This window comes from Micromonospora halotolerans, from assembly GCF_032108445.1.
Taxonomy (GTDB): domain Bacteria; phylum Actinomycetota; class Actinomycetes; order Mycobacteriales; family Micromonosporaceae; genus Micromonospora; species Micromonospora halotolerans.
This window is the reverse complement of record NZ_CP134876.1, coordinates 2,305,984-2,326,353: the sequence shown is the minus strand read 5'-3', so window position 1 is coordinate 2,326,353 and position 20,370 is coordinate 2,305,984. Positions and strand designations below refer to the sequence as shown.

General features: G+C 73.8%; 18 protein-coding genes. 8 read left to right on the top strand and 10 right to left on the bottom strand.

Annotated features, from left to right (window positions below; translation table 11 throughout):
• Positions 1-11 precede the first annotated feature (11 nt).
• Genes RMN56_RS10960 through pdhA form a run of 3 tightly spaced genes read right to left on the bottom strand, consistent with a single transcriptional unit; the run spans position 12 to position 3,636 of the window.
• On the bottom strand, positions 12-1,463 hold the full coding sequence (locus tag RMN56_RS10960) for a dihydrolipoamide acetyltransferase family protein (protein WP_313724708.1): 1,452 nt from the start codon (positions 1,461-1,463) through the stop codon (positions 12-14).
• A gap of 5 nt (positions 1,464-1,468) precedes the next feature.
• The gene (locus RMN56_RS10955; RefSeq protein WP_262283548.1) at positions 1,469-2,458 is read right to left on the bottom strand and encodes an alpha-ketoacid dehydrogenase subunit beta; all 990 of its coding nucleotides are present in this window, start codon (positions 2,456-2,458) and stop codon (positions 1,469-1,471) included.
• The gene (pdhA, locus tag RMN56_RS10950) at positions 2,458-3,636 is read right to left on the bottom strand and encodes a pyruvate dehydrogenase (acetyl-transferring) E1 component subunit alpha (protein WP_313723708.1); all 1,179 of its coding nucleotides are present in this window, start codon (positions 3,634-3,636) and stop codon (positions 2,458-2,460) included. The genes RMN56_RS10955 and pdhA overlap by 1 nt, the downstream gene beginning before the upstream one ends.
• A gap of 488 nt (positions 3,637-4,124) precedes the next feature.
• Here pdhA and RMN56_RS10945 point away from each other — a divergent pair, with 488 nt between their 5' ends.
• Positions 4,125-4,898, top strand: a complete 774-nt coding sequence (locus tag RMN56_RS10945) for a hypothetical protein (protein ID WP_313723707.1) — start codon at positions 4,125-4,127, stop codon at positions 4,896-4,898.
• A gap of 15 nt (positions 4,899-4,913) precedes the next feature.
• On the opposite strand, the gene RMN56_RS10940 is transcribed toward RMN56_RS10945, so the two are convergent.
• The 3 genes from RMN56_RS10940 to RMN56_RS10930 all read right to left on the bottom strand — a co-directional run bounded on the left by RMN56_RS10940 (position 4,914) and on the right by RMN56_RS10930 (position 9,715).
• Entirely contained in the window at positions 4,914-6,131 is a 1,218-nt protein-coding gene (locus RMN56_RS10940) for a hypothetical protein (RefSeq protein ID WP_313723706.1), read from the bottom strand.
• 66 nt (positions 6,132-6,197) lie between these two features.
• On the bottom strand, positions 6,198-7,856 hold the full coding sequence (locus RMN56_RS10935) for a GTPase (protein ID WP_313724707.1): 1,659 nt from the start codon (positions 7,854-7,856) through the stop codon (positions 6,198-6,200).
• Between the two features lie 17 nt (positions 7,857-7,873).
• Positions 7,874-9,715, bottom strand: a complete 1,842-nt coding sequence (locus RMN56_RS10930; protein ID WP_313723705.1) for a GTPase domain-containing protein — start codon at positions 9,713-9,715, stop codon at positions 7,874-7,876.
• Positions 9,716-9,923: 208 nt separating this feature from the next.
• Between RMN56_RS10930 and dnaK the strand changes: the two genes are divergently transcribed.
• The 5 genes from dnaK (at position 9,924) to RMN56_RS10905 (ending at position 14,713) form a co-directional block, all read left to right on the top strand.
• Positions 9,924-11,783: a molecular chaperone DnaK gene (gene dnaK, locus RMN56_RS10925; protein WP_313723704.1), complete on the top strand. Its 1,860-nt coding sequence runs from the start codon at positions 9,924-9,926 to the stop codon at positions 11,781-11,783.
• Between the two features lie 49 nt (positions 11,784-11,832).
• On the top strand, positions 11,833-12,591 hold the full coding sequence (gene grpE, locus RMN56_RS10920; RefSeq protein WP_313723703.1) for a nucleotide exchange factor GrpE: 759 nt from the start codon (positions 11,833-11,835) through the stop codon (positions 12,589-12,591).
• A gap of 79 nt (positions 12,592-12,670) precedes the next feature.
• Positions 12,671-13,852 carry a molecular chaperone DnaJ gene (dnaJ, locus tag RMN56_RS10915; protein WP_313723702.1) on the top strand — a complete coding sequence of 394 codons (1,182 nt, stop codon included), beginning with the start codon at positions 12,671-12,673 and terminating at the stop codon, positions 13,850-13,852.
• Between the two features lie 31 nt (positions 13,853-13,883).
• Entirely contained in the window at positions 13,884-14,324 is a 441-nt protein-coding gene (locus RMN56_RS10910; protein WP_313723701.1) for a heat shock protein transcriptional repressor HspR, read from the top strand.
• 179 nt (positions 14,325-14,503) lie between these two features.
• Complete coding sequence (locus RMN56_RS10905) at positions 14,504-14,713, top strand: hypothetical protein (RefSeq protein WP_313723700.1); 210 nt, start codon at positions 14,504-14,506, stop codon at positions 14,711-14,713.
• 206 nt (positions 14,714-14,919) lie between these two features.
• Here RMN56_RS10905 and RMN56_RS10900 read toward each other — a convergent pair whose 3' ends face one another.
• The 3 genes from RMN56_RS10900 to RMN56_RS10890 all read right to left on the bottom strand — a co-directional run bounded on the left by RMN56_RS10900 (position 14,920) and on the right by RMN56_RS10890 (position 17,235).
• Positions 14,920-15,348, bottom strand: a complete 429-nt coding sequence (locus tag RMN56_RS10900; RefSeq protein ID WP_151465805.1) for a hypothetical protein — start codon at positions 15,346-15,348, stop codon at positions 14,920-14,922.
• A 170-nt stretch (positions 15,349-15,518) separates the two neighbouring features.
• On the bottom strand, positions 15,519-16,727 hold the full coding sequence (locus RMN56_RS10895; RefSeq protein ID WP_262283538.1) for a cation:proton antiporter: 1,209 nt from the start codon (positions 16,725-16,727) through the stop codon (positions 15,519-15,521).
• A gap of 7 nt (positions 16,728-16,734) precedes the next feature.
• Positions 16,735-17,235, bottom strand: a complete 501-nt coding sequence (locus RMN56_RS10890; protein ID WP_313723699.1) for a cation:proton antiporter regulatory subunit — start codon at positions 17,233-17,235, stop codon at positions 16,735-16,737.
• A gap of 34 nt (positions 17,236-17,269) precedes the next feature.
• On the opposite strand from RMN56_RS10890, the gene RMN56_RS10885 reads away from it, so the two are divergent.
• Complete coding sequence (locus RMN56_RS10885; protein WP_313723698.1) at positions 17,270-18,379, top strand: hypothetical protein; 1,110 nt, start codon at positions 17,270-17,272, stop codon at positions 18,377-18,379.
• Between the two features lie 48 nt (positions 18,380-18,427).
• On the opposite strand, the gene RMN56_RS10880 is transcribed toward RMN56_RS10885, so the two are convergent.
• Positions 18,428-19,564, bottom strand: a complete 1,137-nt coding sequence (locus tag RMN56_RS10880; RefSeq protein WP_313723697.1) for an epoxide hydrolase family protein — start codon at positions 19,562-19,564, stop codon at positions 18,428-18,430.
• A gap of 82 nt (positions 19,565-19,646) precedes the next feature.
• On the opposite strand from RMN56_RS10880, the gene RMN56_RS10875 reads away from it, so the two are divergent.
• Entirely contained in the window at positions 19,647-20,288 is a 642-nt protein-coding gene (locus RMN56_RS10875) for a TetR/AcrR family transcriptional regulator (RefSeq protein ID WP_313723696.1), read from the top strand.
• The last annotated feature ends 82 nt before the right edge of the window (positions 20,289-20,370 follow it).

Sequence of the window (20,370 nt, the reverse complement as noted above, 5' to 3'; positions counted from 1 at the left end):
CGATGCGACCGTCAGGTCCAGGCGAGCAGCGCCGCCTCCGGATCGGCCAGGAAGTCCCCGATGTCGCGGAGGAACTTCGAGCCGAGCTCACCGTCGATGATCCGGTGGTCGAAGGAGAGGCCCAGCGTGGTGACCAGGCGCGGCTTGACCTTGCCCTTGTGCACCCAGGGCTGCTCCCGCACCGCGCCGAAGGCGAGGATCGCGGACTCGCCCGGAGGCAGGATCGGGGTGCCGGTGTCGACGCCGAAGACGCCGACGTTGGTGATGGTCAGCGTGCCGCCGGACATGTCGGCCGGCGAGGTCTTCCCCGCCTTGGCGGTCTGGACGAGCGCGGTCATCGCGTCCGCCAGCTCGCGCAGCGAGAGCCGGCCGGCGTCCTTGATGTTCGGCACGATCAGGCCACGCTCGGTGGCCGCCGCGATGCCCAGGTTCACGTAGTCCTTGACCACGATCTCGTCGCCGGCCCAGGTCGAGTTGACCATCGGGTGGCGCTTGACCGCCAGCAGCACCGCCTTCGCGACCAGCAGCAGCGGCGAGACCCGCACGTCCCGCCACTCGCGCCGCTCGCGGAGCCGGTCCAGGGCCTTCATCGCCCGGGTCACGTCCACGGTCAGGAACTCCGTGACGTGCGGCGCGGTGAACGCCGAGCGGGCCATGTTCTCCGCGGTGAGCTTGCGTACCCCCTTGACCGGGATGCGCTGCTCGCGGTCGGCGCCGAAGCTCGCGGCCGCCGTGGCCGGCGTCGCGACCGTCAGCGGCTCGGCCGCCGCCGGGGCCGCCGCCGCCCGCTGTACGTCCTCCCGGGTGATCGAGCCCAGCGGGCCCGACCCGGTCAGCGTGGCGAGGTCGACGCCCAGGTCCTTGGCGAGCTTGCGCACCGGCGGCTTGGCCAGCACGGCGCCGGTCACCCGGCCGTTGCCGTTGACCGCCGGGGCAGCCGGTGCCGGAACGACCGGCGCGGGTGCCGGCTGGACCGGGGCCGCCGCGGCCTGGGCCGGGACGCCGCCCTTGCGCGGCCGGCGCTTGGCCGGCGCGTTCCGCGGGCCGTAGCCGACCAGTACCGCGGTACGCCCGCCCGGCGCCACGCCGCCGATCAGGCCCGGCTCGACCATGCCCTCCTCGGGCGCGACCTCGACGGCGGCCAGCGACGCCGCCGACGGGGTGGGCAGGTCGGCGGCCGGCGCACCGGTCGTCGACTGCTCGATCGGCCCGGCGTTCGGGTCGGTGTCGATCGCGATGATCGGGCTGCCGACCTCGACCGTGGCGCCCTCCGGGTGGAAGATCGCCTGCACCCGGCCGGCCCACTTCGCCGGGATCTCGACCGCCGCCTTGGCGGTCTCCACCTCGACGATCGGCTGGTTCAGCTCGATGTCGTCGCCCACCTTGACCAGCCAGGCGAGGATCTCGCCCTCGGTCAGGCCCTCGCCCAGGTCGGGGAGGTTGAATTCCTTGATCCGTGACATGCCGCTCACCAGCCGAAGGTGCGGTCGACGGCGTCGAGCACCCGGTCGAGGTCGGGCAGGTACTCCTCCTCCACCCGGGCGGCCGGGTAGGGGGTGTCGAAGCCGGTGACCCGCAGCACCGGGGATTCCAGGGAGTAGAAGCACTCCTCGGTGATCCGGGCGGCGATCTCCGACCCGAGACCCAGGTTGCCCGGGGCCTCGTGGACGACCACGCAGCGGCCGGTGCGCTTCACCGACTCGTACGCGGCGGTCAGGTCCAGCGGGGAGAGCGTGCGCAGGTCGATGACCTCCAGCTCCCGGCCGTCCTCGGCGGCGGCGGTGGCCGCGTCCAGGGCGGTGCGCACCATCGGGCCGTACGCCAGCACGGTGGCGTCGGTGCCCGGCCGGGCGACCCGCGCGGCGTGCAGCGGATACGCGTCGGTCAGCGGGGCGTCCAGCTCGACCGGACCCTTCTCCCAGTAGCGCCGCTTCGGCTCCAGGAAGACGATCGGGTCGTCGGAGGCGATGGCCTGCTGGATCATCGAGTAGCCGTCCTGCGGGTTCGCGCAGGTGACGACCTTCAGGCCGGCGGTGTGCGCGAAGTACGCCTCGGGCGACTCCGAGTGGTGCTCGACCGCGCCGATGCCACCGCCGTAGGGGATCCGGATGACCATCGGGATCCGCACCTTGCCCTGCGAGCGGTAGTGCATCTTCGCCACCTGCGACACGATCTGGTCGTACGCCGGGTAGACGAAGCCGTCGAACTGGATCTCGCAGACCGGCCGGAAGCCGCGGATGGCCAGGCCGACCGCGGTGCCGATGATGCCGGACTCGGCGAGCGGGGTGTCGATCACCCGCTGGTCGCCGAAGTCCTTCTGGAGGCCGTCGGTGATGCGGAACACGCCGCCGAGCTTGCCGACGTCCTCGCCCATGATGACGACCTTCGGGTCGTTCTCCAGGGCCTTGCGCAGGCCGGCGTTGAGGGCCTTGCCGAGGGTGAGCGTCTCCGTGGCCATCAGTGGGCGCTCCCCTCGAACGACTCCAGGTACTTGCTGAACTGGGCCCGCTGCTCGTCGAGCTCCGGGGACCCGTTGGGGTAGACGTGGTCGAACATGGTCACCGGCTCCGGGTCGGGCATGGCGAGCACCCGCTCGCGCAGGTGCACCGACTCGGCGCGGGCCTGCTCGTCGACCTCGGCGAAGAACGACTCGTCGACGATCTGCTGCTTGGTGAGGAACGCCTTCATCCGGGCGATCGGGTCCTTGGCCTGCCAGGCCTCGACCTCGCTGGCGATCCGGTAGCGGGTCGGGTCGTCGGAGGTGGTGTGCGCGCCCATCCGGTAGGTGTACGCCTCGATGAGGCTCGGGCCCTGGCCGTGCCGCGCGTTGTCCAGCGCGTGCCGGGTCACCGCGTACGACGCGAGCACGTCGTTGCCGTCCACCCGGACGCCGGGGAAGCCGAAGCCGCCGGCCCGCTGGTAGAGCGGGACGCGGGTCTGCCGCTCCAGCGGCTCGGAGATGGCGTACTGGTTGTTCTGGCAGAAGAACACCAGCGGGGCGTTGAAGACGCTGGCCCAGACGAACGCCTCGTTGACGTCGCCCTGGCTGGTGGCGCCGTCGCCGAAGTAGGCGATCACCGCCTCGCCCTCGTCGCTGCCGGTCTTGCCGTCCATGGCGACACCCATGGCGTAGCCGGTCGCGTGCAGGGTCTGCGCCCCGATGACGATCGTGTACATGTTGAACTTGAACTCGTTCGGGTCCCAGCCGCCCTGGTCGACGCCGCGGAACAGGCCGAGCGGCATGATCGGGTCGATGCCCCGGCAGTAGAGGACGCCGTGCTCCCGGTAGGTCGGGAAGGCCATGTCCTGCGTACGCAGCGCCCGGCCGGAGCCGACCTGCGCGGCCTCCTGGCCCAGCAGGCTGGCCCAGAGGCCCAGCTCGCCCTGGCGCTGTAGCGCCGTGGCCTCGGCGTCGAGCTTCCGGACCAGCACGAGGTCGCGGTAGAGCCCGCGGTACTCCTCGTCGGTGAAGTCGACGCGGTACTCGGTCCCATCCGGGCCGAGCGCGCTCTCGATCCGCTCGCCCTCGGGCGTCAGCAGCTGCACGAGCTCCGGTTCGCCCGTGGCGGCGGCGCGCTTGGTACGGGGTGCGGCCCGCTTGCTGCGGGTGGCGGCCCCGGGATCGCCCTTTGCCATCCGTCTCTCCCTGTCTGGTCTGCGCCGGCGTCGGGGGGTGACCCGTGCCGCGCACATCGTGCGCCCGACCCGGCTGGTGCCGGACCGGTCCCTGGCGGCCGCGCCTAGCCCCGGTGAGGGTTGCCGCGCGGCGTGAGCCGGGTCCCGTTGAGGAGCCCGACCCGGGAGCGCCGGCGCCGTACCGCACCAGCCGCGGGGTGCGCGGAGGTGGCGGCTGCGTTGCCGTCGTGCCTGAATGATTGCAGAGGAGGTGAGCGGGCCCACAGTACGGCCTCCTCCACCGGTGACGTTCCGTCGTGTTCGCGACGCATTGACACGTTTGTCTGGTGTGCCGCCGTCACGGGACGGACAATTTGTGTGTCGACACGCTGTGGTGGCTGGTGAACTGAGCGTCACTGGTTCAAGCTGACGGTGGTCCCCTTGAGGCATTTGTCCGTTTAAGCCTGCGCCGGGATCCCGCCCTGTCGACGCGTACGAGGAGTGTGCCGGTGTCCGAGCCGCCAGAGGGTCCTCCGGGAACTCCGTTCCTCGGCCGGCACCGGGCGGTGCCGCGGTCCGACTACCGGCGGGTGGTCGGCGCGCACCGCGCGCACGGCCTGGGCGGCCCGAGCCGGGGCTACCTGTTCACCGTCGCGCTGCTGGCCGGCACGGCCTCCATGCCGATCCTCGCCGCGATCAGCGCGGGGTCGGCCACCGTGGGGAACAGCGCCCTTCCGGACAGCAGCACCCCGTTCATCCCGACCCCCTCGGTCGGCCCGGTGGTGATCCCGTTGCCCGAGGGGACCCAGACGCCGCTGCTGCCCACCCCGTCGCCGGTCGCCGGAGCCACCACCGTGCCGCCCCGGGCACCGGTGCTCCCGGCCGCCCCGGCCCTGCCCGACGACAGCGACCTCGGTTCCCGCCACCGGTCCCACCCGGCCGCTCCCGCGCCGGTGCCGACGCCGCGCCCCGTCCGGACCACGCCGGCCGGCCCGCCGCGCCCGTCGCCGGTGCCCTCACCGTCGCCGTCCGACCCGGAGCCGAGCCCCAGCCCGACCACCGAACCGACCCCGACCGACGAGCCGTCGCCGACCGCCGAACCGACCCCGACGTCCGGGCCGTCGCCGACCGACGACCCGACGACCGAGCCGCCCGACAGCACGCCGTCGCCGACCGGCACGCCGCCGGAGGCGTCGCCCACGCCGACGCTCAGCCCGCGCGACGACCCGCACCCGAGCGCCACGGCGTCGGGCAGCACGGCACCGACCGGGCCGCGCCGCTGATCCGCTCCCGGCGGGTCAGGCCGGGTCGTCGGTGAGGCGGTGGCGGTTCGCCTCGATCCAGGCGTCCAGCGCCGCCGGATCGTCCGGGTCCACGCCGTCCGCCATGAGCTGGGCGACGGCGGCCGTGGCCGGGCTGCGGCGCTCGCCCGTGCTGTAAAGCCGGGCGAACTCGGGAACCATCTCCTGGATGGCCTCGTCCGTGCGGGCGGCCGCCGCCGGCGCGAGCCCCCGCTGGCGGGCCGCGTACGCCGCCCAGCCGCGCAGCACCCGGGGCAGCATGGCGGCGTCGTCCATGTCCAGCACGGCCCGCCGGTGCACCCAGTCGAGCAGGAACAGCTCGGCGACCGTCGGGCTCCACCGCATCGGGTCGGCGTCCGGGAAGCTCGCCGCGTGGTCCAGCAGCAGCCCCAGGCAGAAGTGCAGCGAGGCCAGCTCCCCGTCGGCCACCCGGTCCAGGCCGAAGCGGACCGCCTCCGGCGAGCCGAGGAAGGCGCGTACCAGCCCGGTCCGTGTCTCGTCGGTCAGCGGCGGGAGGTCGGCCGCCGCCGGGGCCGGGCCGGGCAGCGCGGCCAGCCGCGCACCCACGAGCGCCCGGTCGGTGGCCAGCGAGCCCTGCGCGGGCAGCTCGCCGAGGTCGTCGGTGATCGCCAGGTGGCGGCCCACCTCGGTGCGCATCCGGGCCGGGTCCTCGGTGCGGAACCAGGTGAACTCGTCCTGGGTGCAGATCTCCCGGGCCTGCTCGACGATCCGGGCGGCCGGACCGCCCACGAACACGTCCTTGGTGATCCCGATGTTGTGGTCGACCAGCGCCACGAGGGCGTGCTCCGGACCGCCCTCGTCGTCGTCGTAGGCGAAGGTGGCCAGGTAGGAGGTCTGATCGCCGTACACGTCGCCGTACGACCAGGCGCCCGTGAGGTGCACCCGGCCGAGCTGGCCGGCCCACGCGGGGGCGTACGCGCCGGGGCGGACCCGGCCGGCGCCCTCGGCGTCGGGCACCAGGGTGGCGAAGACGGCACGGATGGTGGTCGCGGCGGCGCTGCGGCGGCGCGAGGTGGCGGTGAGGAAGCCGCCCACGAACTCGCGGACGGCGTTGTCCCGATCGGTCTCGGCAACGGCGTAGACGCTGCCGAGCAGCGCGGCGCCGAGCATCTCCGCGTCCAGGGCGGAGTCGAGCCTCGTCACGTCGCGAGCGGCGTGCAGCACCGCCTCGTAGGGGGTCTGTGGCGTGGCCATGCACCGACCCTACGCCGCCCGGCCCGCGCCGACGACGGTCAGCACGCCGGGCATCCGCGCCGGGGCTCAGCCCCGGGCCGCCTCCCGCAGCGCCTCGCGTGCCTCGCCGTAGCGGGCCAGCACCGCCCAGACCGGGTTCAGCACGTGCTTCTCCCCGACGCTGCCGACCGACGTGAGCAGCCGCTGCTCGGCCCGGCGTCGGGCGCGCCGCGCCGCCCAGCGGATCACCGGTCGGGTCAGCGCCGCCACGAGCAGCCCGGCCAGCAGGCCGCCGAGCAGCAGCACGGTGGGCCAGGGCACGTCGCCGAGTTCCGGGTAGTCGAGGGCGGGCAGGCCCAGGATGCGCAGCGCGTAGCCCAGGACCAGCCAGGCCAGGCCGCCCAGCGCGGCGAGGGTGACCAGCCACTGGAGCGCGCCGACCACCCGCCACCAGGTCGGCCGGCGGTCCATGCCCAGGTCGGTGGCGGCCACCGCGTGGTCCAGCGCGTCCGGCAGGTCGGCCAGCCGGGACCGGGCCGCGGCGATCACCGCGGCCGGCCAGGGCGCCGGCAGGTCGGCGGCGGAGCGGTCGGCCACCGCGCGGATGGCCAGGTTGAGCGCCGAGCGCTGCGCGGCGGTCGGATCGGGTACGGAGGTGGCCGCGACCAGGCTCTCCGCGGGCGCGTCGGCGCCCCCGCCGGGCAGGTGCAGCCGGCGCAGCGGGTCCGGCCGCAGCTTCCGCCAGCCCCGGACCAGCGGCCAGCCGGTGCTGCCGACCGCCCGGTGCCGGTACGCCCTCTCGACCGCCTCGGCCACCGTCGGCACCCCGGCCGCCCCGGCCAGCGCGGTGGTGAGCTCCCGTGCCGACGCGTCACCCGGCCGGGTGCGCGGCGGCTCCGGCCCGACCAGCGGGTCGAGCCCGGCCACCACGGCGTCGACGTCGCCGGCCAGCCGGCGCAGCGCGGCCTGCCGCTCGGCGACCGTACGCTCCAGCTCGGCGCGGAGCCCGTCCAGCCCGGCCGGGTCCACCGCCACCGTGGGCAGCAGCGGCACCCCCTCCAGCCCGTCGGCGTCGAGCAGCCGGCGCAGGTCGCCGAGGACGCGCGGCAGCTCGGCCGGGGGCAGCCGGTCGGCCTGGTTGAGCACCACCACGGTCACGTCCTTGTGCCGGTGGAACTCGCGCAGGTAGCTGGTGTGGATCACCCGGTCGGCGTACTTCTGCGGGTCGACCACCCAGACCACCAGGTCGACCAGGCCGAGCAGTCGGTCCACCTCCAGCCGGTGGCTCCGCTGCACCGAGTCGAAGTCGGGCAGGTCCAGCAGGACCAGGCCGTGCAGCGTGGACTCGTCGTCGCCGTCCAGCGGGCTCTCCCGGACGAACCGGTGCCGCGGCAGCACCCCGATCCAGTCGAGCAGCCGGGACGCGCCGTCGAGCTGCCCCCAGACGCAGGCGTGCGCCACCCCGGTGGTCGGCCGGCGGACGCCGACCGGGGAGAGATCCAGCCGGGCCAGGGCGTTGAACAGGCTCGACTTGCCGCTGCCGGTCGCCCCGGCCAGCGCGACCACGGTGTGGTGGCCGGAGAGGGCGAGCCGGGTGCCGGCCCGCTCGACCACGGTGTGCGCGGCGACCAGCTCGGCGTCGGGCACCTGGCCGTCGACCGCGCCGAGGAAACGCTGGAGGGCCTGGAGCCGCGCGATCAGGACGTCGGGGTCGACGCGCTGCCCGCCCCGGAACGTCTCCCGCATCCGGCCGACAATGTTGCTCACGCGCGCCCACCCTGGTCCGCGGCGGGCAGTGCCGCGCCCGACGTGCCGGAGAGGCCGGCTCGGTGCCGGGCCTTCTCGACCTCGCGGGCCGACCGGCGCAGCGCGTCACCGGTGTCGGTGGCCGGGCGCGCCTCGGCGGTACGGGCGAGGAACCGGTCGGCCTCCTCCGTCAGCAGCGCGCCGATCCGGTCGAGCAGGTCCACCCGCGCCTTGCTGGCCAGGTTGCGGACCGCCTGGTCACCGAAGATCGCCTGGAGCACCGCCTGGGCGGCGACCGTGGTGCCCGCGCCGGTGGCGACCTCCAGCCCGGTCGGGATGAAGGCGGTGGCCGCGAAGACCGCGATCATGACGGCCAGGCCGGTGGCGTTGACCGCGTACGCGGCGGTGCGGGCCACGAAGCGGCGGTCGCCGCCCTCGGCCCGGACCAGTTCGAGCACGCCGCGCTGCCAGTCGCGGACCAGGCGCTCGGCGCGCTCCGGGAGATCGGCCGACGGGTGCGCCAGCTCAGGTTCGAGCAGCGCCGCCCCGGCCGGGTGCGCCTTCCAGCCGGTGTAGGCGTTCTCCGCCGCCTCGGCGGACACCCCGCGCAGCAGCGTGACCAGTTGTGACTCGATGGCGTTCCGCAGCTCGGCGGCCGGGGCCGGACGGCCGGTGACCGCGGCCACCACCCGGTCGCGCAGGCGGCCGATCCGCGCCTCCAGGCTGCGGAAGAACTCGCCGGTGCCGACGAACTCCTGCCACCGGGCCAGCACCTCGCCGCGGAGCAGCCGGCCGTCCTTGAGCCCCTGGTCGACGGTCCGCTCCGCCCCCCGGTACGCCGCCCGGACCCGCTCGTCCAGCGCGTCGGCGGCGGCCGCCTGCTCGTCGGCGGCGTCGGCCAGCGCGTCCACGGTCGGGTGCAGGCTGGCCAGCGCGCCGTCGAGGGTCTGCCGGACCACCGCCGAGCGGGCCTCGGCGTCGGCGGCGAGCCGCGCGAACCAGCCGGCCAGCGGGGCGGTGACCCGGTCGGGGAGCAGGCCCTGCCCGTCCACCCAGGTCTCCGGCAGGACGAACAGCGGCGCGGCGCCGAGATCCTGTGCGGCGAGCATCTCGGACAGGTGGGCGGCGATCTCGTCGGCCGCCTCCGGGGGGACCCGGTCGAGGACCATGGCGACGGCCGTGCCCCGGGCCCGGGCGCTGCGCAGCAGCTCCCACGGGACGGCGTCGGCGTAGCGGGCGGCCGTGGTGACGAAGAGCCAGAGGTCGGCGGCGGCCAGCAGCTGACCGGCGAGGGCCCGGTTGGCGTCGACCACCGAGTCGATGTCGGGCGCGTCGAGGAAGGCCAGCCCGGCCGGGAGCGCGGGGGCGGTGACCAGCTGGAGGGTGCCCGGGTTCTCGCTCGGCTCGGTGGTGCGGGTCAGGCCCGGCAGCAGCTCGCCCTGGCGGAACCAGGCCGCGTCGGCGGGGTTGCAGACCAGCACCGGCGAGCGGGTGGTGGGGCGCAGCACCCCGGCGGCGCTGACCCGCGCCTGGACCAGGCTGTTGACCAGCGTCGACTTGCCGGCGCCGGTCGAGCCGCCGACCACCACGAGCAGCGGGGCGTCGAGGCGGGCGAGCCGGGGCAGCAGGTAGTCGTCGAGCTGGTCGGTGAGACCGGTGGCGGTGCGGCGGGCGGGCTCGGCCGAGGGCAGGGCCAGCGGGAACCGGGCCGCCGCGATCGCGGCCCGCAGGCCGGTGAGTGCGGCGGGCAGGCCTTCCGCGGCGCCGGCGGGCCGGTCCCCGCCGGCGTCGTCGGGGCCGGTGCGGGCGGCGACGGCGGGCGCGCCGGCATGGGTGGCGGGATCGCCGTGCGTCGTCACCGCTAAAGCGTGCCCGACCGACGCAAGGTAAGACAACCGGACGGTAATAACGGTCAGGTTGCGTCGGGTCGGCTCAACCTGGACTTGCGGATCGCCCGGGGCGTGGCACTATTGAGTCAAGTTCACTCAACTTGTGGTGCGGTCGCTGCGGGCGACCCGCCGGGCAGGCCCGTTGACCTGCTCACCGTTACGAAGCGAGGAAGCGAACATGGCACGTGCGGTCGGCATCGACCTCGGCACGACGAACTCCTGCGTCAGCGTTCTCGAGGGCGGTGAGCCCACCGTCATCGCCAACGCGGAGGGCTCGCGGACGACCCCCTCGATCGTCGCGTTCGCCCGCAACGGCGAGGTGCTCGTCGGTGAGGTCGCGAAGCGCCAGGCGGTGACCAACCCGGACCGGACGATCCGTTCGGTCAAGCGGGAGATCGGCACCAACTGGACCGTCGACATCGACGGCAAGAAGTACACCCCGCAGGAGATCTCGGCGCGCACGCTGATGAAGCTCAAGCGGGACGCCGAGGCGTACCTGGGTGAGCAGATCACCGACGCGGTGATCACCGTGCCGGCCTACTTCAACGACGGCCAGCGGCAGGCCACCAAGGAGGCCGGTGAGATCGCCGGCTTCAACGTGCTGCGGATCGTGAACGAGCCGACCGCGGCCGCGCTGGCGTACGGCCTCGACAAGGGCTCCAAGGAGCAGACCGTCCTGGTCTTCGACCTGGGTGGCGGCACCTTCGACGTCTCGCTGCTGGAGCTGGCCGAGGGCGTCATCGAGGTCAAGTCCACCAGCGGTGACAACCACCTCGGTGGTGACGACTGGGACCAGCGCATCATCGACCACCTGGTGAAGACCTTCCGCGGCGAGCACGGCATCGACCTGTCCCAGGACAAGATGGCCATGCAGCGGCTCAAGGAGGCGGCCGAGAAGGCCAAGATCGAGCTGTCCGCCGCCACCACCACCAACATCAACCTGCCGTACATCACCGCCGGTTCGGCGGGCCCGCTGCACCTCGACGTGACCCTGAGCCGTGCCGAGTTCCAGCGGATGACGCAGGATCTGCTGGACCGCTGCAAGGGCCCGTTCGAGCAGGCCGTCAAGGACGCCGGGATCAAGGTCTCGGACGTCGACCACGTCATCCTGGTCGGCGGCTCGACCCGGATGCCGGCCGTGACCGACCTGGTCAAGCAGCTCACCGGCAAGGAGCCCAACAAGGGCGTCAACCCGGACGAGGTCGTCGCCGTCGGCGCCGCCCTGCAGGCCGGTGTGCTCAAGGGTGAGGTCAAGGACGTCCTGCTGCTCGACGTGACCCCGCTGAGCCTGGGCATCGAGACCAAGGGCGGCATCTTCACCAAGCTGATCGAGCGCAACACCACCATCCCGACCAAGCGCTCCGAGGTCTTCACCACGGCGGACGACAACCAGCCGTCGGTGCTGATCCAGGTGTTCCAGGGCGAGCGGGAGATCGCGGCCTACAACAAGAAGCTCGGCACCTTCGAGCTGACCGGCCTCCCGCCGGCGCCGCGCGGCGTGCCGCAGATCGAGGTCACCTTCGACATCGACGCCAACGGCATCGTCAACGTGCACGCCAAGGACCTGGGCACCGGCAAGGAACAGAAGATGACGATCACCGGCGGCTCCTCGCTGCCGAAGGACGACATCGAGCGGATGCGCCGGGACGCCGAGGAGCACGCCGAGGAGGACAAGCGGCGGCGCGACGAGGCCGAGACCCGCAACCTGGCCGAGGCGCTCCAGTGGCAGACCGAGAAGTTCCTCGCGGAGAGCGGCGACAAGCTGCCCGCCGAGAACCGTGACCAGCTCAACGAGGCGCTCGGCGAGCTGCGCAGCGCCCTCGGCGGCCAGGACATCGACAAGATCAAGGCCGCGCACGAGAAGCTGGCGCAGGTCTCCCAGCAGGCCGGCTCGCTGCTCTACTCGCAGCAGCAGGGCGAGCAGGCCGGGCCGGGCGAGGCCGGGCCGGGCGCCGGCGCCGGTGCGACCGGCGGTCCCCAGGCCGGCGGCCCCGACGACGTGGTCGACGCGGAGATCGTGGACGAGGACAAGAAGTGACCTTCGGTCCCGGACACGTTTCTCGCCGCGAGAGGGATGAGGTAGCCGCATGACGGAGAAGCCACGAGCAGCCGATCCCGGCTCCACGGGGTCGGCGCCGGGTGGCTCCGCGACCGCCGGTCAGGGCGCCGGCGAGGAGCCGCGCGTCGTCATCCGTGACAAGCGCAAGATCGGCAAGACCACCGAGCAGGCGGTGACCGACACGTCGGCCGCCGACGCCGCGGCCGACGCGCCCGCCGAGGGGCTGGTCGAGGAGGCCGAGGTCGTGGTCGACGAGATCGAGGGCGAGGCCGAGGCCACGGTCTCCGGCCCGCCCGTGGTCGACGCGCCGGCCCAGCCGAGCGAGGAGGCCACCACCGAGAAGGCGCCGGTCGGCGGCGAGGTGGAGTCGCTCCGGGCCGAGCTGGACGAGCGGACCCGCGACGTCCAGCGGGTGTCGGCGGAGTACGCCAACTACCGCAAGCGGGTCGACCGGGACCGCAGCCTGGTCCAGGAGCAGGCGACCGGCACGGTGCTGACCGCGCTGCTGCCGATCCTCGACGACCTGGACCGGGCCCGCGAGCACGGCGACCTGGTGGGTCCGTTCGGCAGCGTGGCCGAGCAGCTCACCACGGCGCTGACCAAGTTCGGCCTGACCGCGTTCGGCGAGCAGGGCGACCCGTTCGACCCGACCCGGCACGAGGCGGTGGCGCACCAGACCTCCGCCGACGTGACCGAGCCGACCTGCGTGCAGGTCATGCGCCGGGGTTACCAGCTCGGCGAACGGCTGCTGCGGCCGGCCCTGGTCGCGGTCGCCGAGCCCGAGTAGTGCCGACCCGTGACGTCCCGCCCGCCCACCCCGGGCGGGCGGGACGACCGGGGTACGTCCCGTGGAAGGGGGTGGACCGGTGAGTTCCAAGGACTGGATCGAGAAGGACTACTACGCCGCGCTGGGCGTGGAGAAGTCCGCCTCCTCGGACGAGATCAAGAAGTCGTACCGGAAGCTGGCTCGGGAGTCGCACCCGGACCACAACCCCGGTGACCCGAAGGCCGAGGAGCGGTTCAAGGCCGTCTCCGAGGCGTACGCCGTGCTGGGCGACGAGAAGAAGCGTCGCGAGTACGACGAGATGCGGTCGCTCTTCGGCTCCGGCGCCTTCCGGCGCAACGCCCGCGGCGCGGGCCAGCCCGGTGGCATGCCGTTCGACGTGTCCGACCTGTTCGGCGGGGCGGGCGGCGGCGAGGCCCGGTTCGGCGGCGGTGGCCTGGGCGACCTGTTCAGCTCGATCTTCACGGGCGGGGGCGCCGGCGCCGCGGCCCGTCCGCGCGGCCCGGCCCGGGGCCGGGACGTCGAGACCGAGGTGGCGCTGGACTTCCCCGACGCGGTCCGCGGCGTCACCCTGCCGTTGACGCTGCGTGCCCCCGGGGTCTGCGAGACCTGCCACGGCAACGGGGCGAAGCCGGGCACCCAGCCGGTGGCCTGCCCGGTCTGCCACGGCGCCGGGGTGACCACCCGCAACCAGGGGTCGTTCAGCTTCTCCGAGCCGTGCCGCAACTGCCAGGGCGTGGGCACGGTCGTCGAGGAGAAGTGCCCGGAGTGCCACGGCACCGGCGGGGTCACCAAGACCCGCACGCTGAACGTGCGCTTCCCGGCCGGGGTGGCCGACGGCCAGCGCATCCGGCTGGCCGGGCGGGGTGAGCCCGGCGAGCGGGGCGGCCCGGCGGGCGACCTGTTCGTGCACGTGAAGGTCCGCCCGGACGAGCTGTTCGGGCGCACCGGGGACGACCTGACCCTGACCGTGCCGATCACGTTCGCGGAGGCGGTGCTCGGCACCGACCTGAGGGTGCCGACCCTGGACGGCACGGTGACGCTGCGGGTGCCGCCGGGCACGCCCAGCGGCCGGGTGCTGCGCGCCCGGGGCAAGGGCGTCGTACGCCGGGACGGCCGCGCCGGTGACCTGCTGGTCACCCTCGACGTGGTGGTCCCCGCGACGCTGTCTGACGAGGCGCGGGCGGCGCTGGAGACGTTCGCCGAGCAGACCCCGCCGGCCGCGCGGGAACATCTCGACGCGCGGGTGCGTCGATTCAGTTGACCGGGTGACGAGGCAGCGGAGGTGAGCGGGGATGTCACAGGAGTTCGTCGGCTCGGGTGACCCTGCCTACGAGGCCAAGGTTCTGATGATCTCGGTGGCGGCCCGGATGGCGGGGATGCACCCGCAGACGCTGCGCCAGTACGACCGGCTGGGCCTCGTGCAGGCCGGCCGGGCGGCCGGCGGCGGTCGCCGCTACAGCGTCCGGGACGTGGTGCTGCTCCGCGAGGTGCAGCGACTCAGCCAGGACGACGGGATCAACCTGGCCGGGGTCAAGCGGATCATCCACCTGGAGCGGTTGCTGGAGGAGGCCCAGCGGCGGGTGGCCCGGCTGGAGGCGGAGCTGGACGCCGCGTACCGCCGGATCGCCGAGCTGGAGTCGTTGGGCGGCTTCGCCCGTGGCGACCTCGTCCCCACCAACCGCACCTCCACCGCGCTCGTCGTCTGGCGTCCCCGCCGGACCCCCGACCGCTGATTTTTCCCCGCCGCGAAGGCCGGCGCGCGCCCACCCCGGGCCGCGCCGGCCTTCGCGCATTCCATCCCGCCGGCAGGCGGTGCGGTTCGGGGGAAAGCCGGATCCGGGAGGGCCGGTTTCGCTAGCCTGTGAATGCGGCCAACCGACTCAATTCGGCCTCCGAACTGGCAGGGGGAGCCATGGCGGAATCGGCGAAGAAGGTGGCGGAACGGGCGGAGGAACGGCTGGAGCAGGTGGCCGAGAACGTCCGGGAGCGATTCGACCGGATCACCGACGGTGGCTTCACCGAAAAGATCAGGGAAGGGCGCTTCGGGGACCAGGTGGACCACGGCGTCGACCGCGCCAGGGACGACGAGCGGCGCCGGAAGCAGGGCGGATCGACCGGCTGAACGATCCGCCGACGTGCGGGCCGGGACCCACGGGGGGTCCCGGCCCGTTCGCCTTCCCAGGGCGGGACACAGGAGATCAATCCCACGAAGCCCGGCGGCGAGCCACGGAGGTAGGTGTGACCCCGCCGTGACCGGCGCAGGGATCAAGCCTGACCGCCCGGAGCCGGGCACGGTGGGGCCACACCCCCCACACAGAGAAGCAAGAGCTAGAGCCGCCGGTTCTCCCGCACCAGGCCGCCCTCGCACCAGTCCCGGTAGACGAAGAGGTCCGGCCGGGCGAGCAGCACGCGGCTGTTGTGCGCCCAGTTGCGCATCAGCTCGTCGCCGGCCCGCTCGGCCTGCTCCACGAGCTTGCGGAAGCGGCGCTTCGGGTGGGCCCGGAAGTTCGTCCGGATGCCGTCGGCGGCGTAGATGTAGAGGCAGTGCAGGGCGAACCGGCGGGCCGGACAGGCCGGGTCCATGGCCAGGTCGAAGAGGGTCTGCACCAGGTGGTCCCCGGCGACCAGCAGGTCCCAGTCCGGCGGCATGGAGGTCAGCGGGACGGAATCCGGCTGGTAGGCCCACGACCTCAGCTCGGCGGGCGAGGGATCGACGGGGTTGGCGAAGCCGTGGAACGTCTCTTCCTGCACGCTCACCGGCCGACCTTCCGCTTACGCTGGCGGGGGCACCGGCCACCCGCGGACCCTGGCTGCTGGGGCGACACGTTAACGCGGTTTCGCCGGGTGGCGGTAGACCTTCCCGGAATCAATTCGGCAACCGTTGGCCGGGCCGGGTCCACCGTACGGCCGACCCGGCCCGGCCGAGGTCAGTCGGCCGCCCCCACCGGCACGGGCGGCCGGGCGGCGCTGCGCCGGCGCAGCCAGCGCTTGAACCAGGGCAGGTCGGGCAGGCGGGCCAGCATCGGCCCGGTCACCACGGTGATCAGCACGTACGCGGTGGCGAGCGCCGCCAGCCGGGGTTCGACCGGGTACGCCGCGGCGACGGCCAGGCCGGCGATGACGATGGAGAACTCGCCGCGCGGGGTCAGCGCGAAGCCGGCGCGCCACCGGCCGGGCTCGGCGATCCCGGCCCGGCGGGCGGCCAGCCAACCGGTGGCCAGCTTCGTTCCCATGGTCACCACGGCCAGCAGCAGCGCGGGCAGCAGCACCGGCGGCATGTCCAGCGGGTCGGTGACCAGGCCGAAGAAGACGAAGAAGACCGCGGCGAAGAGGTCCCGCAGCGGGGACAGCAGCTGGGTGGCGTGGTGTGCCACCGGCCCGGACAGGGCGATGCCGACCAGGAACGCGCCGACCGCGGCGGAGACCTGGAGCTTGGCCGCCACCCCGGCGACCAGCAGGGTCAGGCCGAGCACCCCGAGCAGGAGCGCCTCGGGGTCCTTCGCGGAGAGCGCGGCGGAGATCAGGTGCCCGTACCGGATGGCGACGGCCAGCACGACGACCACGGTGAGCACCGCGACGGCGAGCGCGATGCCGCCCTTGACCAGGCCGACCCCGGCGAGCAGCGCGGTGACCAGCGGCAGGTAGAGGGCCATGGCCAGGTCCTCGATGACGAGGACGGAGAGGATCACCGGGGTCTCCCGGTTACCGACCCGGCCCAGGTCGCCGAGCACCTTCGCGATCACGCCGGACGACGAGACCCAGGTGACGCCGGCGAGCACGACGGCGGCCACCCAGCCCCAGCCGAGCAGCAGGGCGAAGGCGAAGCCGGGCAGTGCGTTGAACACCGCGTCGATCAGGCCGGCCGGCGCGGCCGAGCGGAGGTTGCCCACCAGTTCGTTGGCGCTGTATTCCAGGCCGAGCATGACGAGCAGCAGGATGACGCCGATCTCCGCGCCGACGGCGAAGAACTCCTCGCTGGCGTTGAGCGGCAGCAGGCCGCCGTGGCCGAAGGCGAGTCCGGCGAGCAGGTAGAGGGGGATGGGCGAGACGCCGACGCGGCGGCTGAGCCGGCCGAGCAGGCCGAGCAGGAGCAGCAGCGCGCCGACCTCGACGAGCAGCGTGGTGGATTCGTGCATCCGCGCCTCAGCCGTCCGGGTCGGCTTCGGCGAGGATCGCGGTGACCCCGTCGAGCCCTTGGCGGGTGCCGACCACGACGACCACGTCACCGGCCGCGAACCGGAAGGTGGGATCGGGCGAGACGATCACCTCGCCCTGACGCAGCACCGCCACGATGGAGGCGCTGGTGCGCGTCCGTGCCTTGGTGTCACCGAGCCGCCGGTTGACGTAGCGGGAGCCGGCCGGGATGGCGATCTGCTCGGTGAGCAGCCCCGCGGCCTGCTCGCGCAGCCCGGCGAGCTGGCCGAGCATCAGCGACGCGCCGAGGATGTCGGCCAGGGCCTCCGCCTCGTCGTCGGTCAGCGGGATGTCGTGTTGACAGGAGTCGGGATCGTCCGGGTCGTAGAGGACCAGGTCGCGGCGGCCATTGCGGTGGGAGACCACGCCGAGCCGGCGGCCGGATTCCGTCATCAGATCGTGACGGACGCCGATCCCCGGTAGGGCAGTCTGTTCAACACGTACTCGCACCCGCGCAAGGCTACCGTCGCGGAGGAGGGGCCCCATGATCGGTCGCCGCGTGCTCCGGACCACCGGGTTGCTGCTGGTGCCGGCCCTGGCCGCCTGCTCGATCGGCGACGTCCGCCGGACCCCACCCGACCGGTCGTCCGCGTCCCCGCGTCCCGCGCCGACCGCGCTGGTGCCGTCGCGGCCGGTCGGCTTCGACGAGGTACGGCACGTCCGGGTCGCCGTCGACCGCCGGTACGACCGCCCGTTCGTGGAGTTCGTCGACGCCGACCACGGGTACGCCCTCTTCGTCGCCGCCTGCGACGACCCGCCGCCCGCCGGGGGGTGCCCCGCCGCCCTCCTGTACGCCACCGGGGACGGTGGCCGTAGCTGGCGGGCCCTGCGGCACCCTCGTCCGGTGGCGGTGAACCAGCAGCTCTACGCCGTGCCGGGGGCGCTGGTGCTGCTCGCCGAGCCGTACGGCTGGTACACCTCGACCGACGGCGGTGCCACCTTCGCCCACACGACCGGCGGGGAGCCGGCGGCTCTGGTGGCGGCCCGGGGCCGCTTCCAGGTGGCCGAGGGGCTCGGTGCGGTGGCCGAGCGGGACGGCGCCACCCTGCGGCCGTTGCCCGTCCAGCCGGCCGTACCGGGGCTGAACACCGTCGGTCACTCGGGCGACCTGGTGGTGGCGGCCGGCGCGCGCGACGGCCGTCCCTCGGCCGCGGTGTCGCGGGACGGTGGCCGGCACTGGGTGTCGACGCCGCTGTCCTGGCGGGGTGACGAGGTGGGGGTGCTGCGGGTGGTGATCGCACCGGACGGCGGCGCCTGGCTGGTCGGGGAGCGCCCGGACCGGGCGGGTTTCCCGGCGCTCTGGCGGCTGGTGGGTGGCCCGGAGTGGGCGCCGGTCCGCGCCGTCGGGCATCCCGCGCAGGCCCGCTCGGTGGCGCCGCTCGGCGCCGAGCTGGTGGCGGTGACCGGCCCGGGTGGGGTGGGTGTGGTGGCCGGCGGCCGCTACTACCGGGTGGACTGGCCGCTCACCTCCGAGCACCACCTCACGGTCCTGGGGGAGGGCACGATCGCCGCCCGGGGCCCGGACGACGTGGTGCTCGGCACGGGCTGGACGGCGAACCGGCGCTGGGTCCGGGTGGTGCTGGACGAGGGCTGACGGTTCGTCGCCGGGCTGCTCCGGCCCGGCGACGAACACGTCGAGGGTTCAGTGGAGCCCGGCGAAGAACTGCCGGATGTCGCCGACCAGCAGGTCGGTCGCCTCGTGCGCGGCGTAGTGGCCGCCGACGTCCCCCTGCCGCTCGGGTCCGGCGTCGAAGGTGTGCCAGCTGACGATGTTGGCGTGGTCCCGGTCGGCGAACCGGCGGATCGACTGGAAGTCGCCGGGAAACATCGCCACCGCGGTCGGCACCGTGGTCGGTCCGGCCGGCTGCTCGGTGGCGTGCGCGTCCTCCCAGTAGAACCGCATCGCCGAGGCGGCCGTGCCGGTGAACCAGTAGATCGCGACGTTGGCCAGGACGAAGTCCGGGTCGAGGCTCTCGTCGAGCAGCTGCCCGTTCCAGGCCAGCAGGCCGACCGGCGAGTCGGCCAGCGCGAACGCCAGGGTCTGCGGCTGCTGGCTCTGCACCTGGTTGAAGGAGAACTTGTTCTCCACGAACCACTGGAGGTGCCGCATCGCGGCCTGGTCGGCCGCGGAGAGCCCCTGGAACTCGACCGGGTCGCCGGACGGGAAGGAGAAGAGCTGGGTGACGTGCACGCCGAGCACGTGGTCCGCGTCGAGGCGGCCCAGTTCGGGCGAGATCATCGAGCCGGCGTCGTTGCCGACCGCGCCGTACCGGTCGTAGCCGAGGCGGGCCATCAGCGTCGCCCAGGCGCGGGCGGTGCGGTAGCGGTTCCAGCCGGCGCTGCGGGTCGGACCGGAGAAGCCGAAGCCGGGCAGCGACGGGATCACCAGGTGGAACGCCGGCGCATCCGGGTCGGCCGGCTCGGTGAGCGGGGCGATCACGTCGAGGTACTCGACCACCGAGCCGGGCCAGCCGTGGGTGAGCACCAGCGGGGTGGCGTCCGGCCGGGACGACCGGACGTGCAGGAAGTGGATCTCCTCGCCGTCGATCCCGGTGACGAACTGCGGGTGGGCGTTCAGTCGTGCCTCGACCGCCCGCCAGTCGAACTTCTCCAACCAGTACGTCGCCAGCTCGCGGACCCGGTCCGTCGCCATGCCGTAGGCGCCGCCGACGCCGGGCAGCTCGCCGGGCCAGTTGGTCCGGCGCAGCCGGTCGGCGAGGTCGTCCAGCGCGGCCTGCGGAATCTCGACGCGGTACGGGCGGATGGCGGTGTCCGTCATGACTGCTCCTCCAGAACGGAATGATTCGTTCCGTTCCACTGTAACAGAGCGGAACGATCCGTTCCAGTGTTAGTCTCGACGCATGCCGAATCCGACCGACCCTCCGCCGCTCGCCGGCCGACGTGCCCAGGCGGCCCGCAACGACGCGGTGATCCTGGAGGCCGCGCGCGCCGTCTTCCTCGATGACCCGAAGGCACCCATCGCCGCCGTCGCCGAGCGCGCCGGTGTCGGCATCAGCGCCCTCTACCGGCGGTACGCGAGCAAGGAGGACCTGCTGCGCAAGCTCTGCGACGACGGGCTGCGGCGGTTCATCGCGGCGGGCGAGGAGGCCGCCGCCGAGCCGGACGCCTGGGCGGCGTTCGCCGGCTTCCTGGCCCGCGTCGTCGACGCCGACGTGCACTCTCTCACCGTGCACCTCGCCGGCACCTTCACCCCGACCGAGGAGATGGGCCGGGCCGCGATACGCGCGAACGAGCTGGTCGAGGGGCTTGTGCAGCGGGCGCGGGGGGCGGGGCGGCTCCGGCCGGACGTGGTGGCGCAGGACGTCGGGCTGCTGCTCGAGGGGTGCGCTGCGATCCGCGTACCCGATCCGGAGCGGACCCGGCAGTTGCGCAGCCGCCACCTGGCGCTGCTGCTGGCCGGTCTCGCGCAGGCCGAGCCGCCGCTGCCCGGGCCGCCGCCTGCCGCGGGGGAGTTCGGCTGGCGCTGGAAACGCCGGGAGTGAGCGGGGTCACACCGGTGGAGTTGAGCGGAATAGACTCAACTCTGGTTGTGTCCTTCCCAGTGGACACGCCGATCCGGGGGAG

Coding starts and splice junctions, on each gene's coding strand:
- RMN56_RS10960 (WP_313724708.1), bottom strand. CDS start 1,463: ATGTCACGGATCAAGGAATTCAACCTCCCCGACCTGGGCGAGGGCCTG.
- RMN56_RS10955 (WP_262283548.1), bottom strand. CDS start 2,458: ATGGCCACGGAGACGCTCACCCTCGGCAAGGCCCTCAACGCCGGCCTG.
- pdhA (WP_313723708.1), bottom strand. CDS start 3,636: ATGGCAAAGGGCGATCCCGGGGCCGCCACCCGCAGCAAGCGGGCCGCA.
- RMN56_RS10940 (WP_313723706.1), bottom strand. CDS start 6,131: ATGGCCACGCCACAGACCCCCTACGAGGCGGTGCTGCACGCCGCTCGC.
- RMN56_RS10935 (WP_313724707.1), bottom strand. CDS start 7,856: ATGCGGGAGACGTTCCGGGGCGGGCAGCGCGTCGACCCCGACGTCCTG.
- dnaK (WP_313723704.1), top strand. CDS start 9,924: ATGGCACGTGCGGTCGGCATCGACCTCGGCACGACGAACTCCTGCGTC.
- grpE (WP_313723703.1), top strand. CDS start 11,833: ATGACGGAGAAGCCACGAGCAGCCGATCCCGGCTCCACGGGGTCGGCG.
- RMN56_RS10910 (WP_313723701.1), top strand. CDS start 13,884: ATGTCACAGGAGTTCGTCGGCTCGGGTGACCCTGCCTACGAGGCCAAG.
- RMN56_RS10905 (WP_313723700.1), top strand. CDS start 14,504: ATGGCGGAATCGGCGAAGAAGGTGGCGGAACGGGCGGAGGAACGGCTG.
- RMN56_RS10895 (WP_262283538.1), bottom strand. CDS start 16,727: ATGCACGAATCCACCACGCTGCTCGTCGAGGTCGGCGCGCTGCTGCTC.
- RMN56_RS10885 (WP_313723698.1), top strand. CDS start 17,270: ATGATCGGTCGCCGCGTGCTCCGGACCACCGGGTTGCTGCTGGTGCCG.
- RMN56_RS10880 (WP_313723697.1), bottom strand. CDS start 19,564: ATGACGGACACCGCCATCCGCCCGTACCGCGTCGAGATTCCGCAGGCC.
- RMN56_RS10875 (WP_313723696.1), top strand. CDS start 19,647: ATGCCGAATCCGACCGACCCTCCGCCGCTCGCCGGCCGACGTGCCCAG.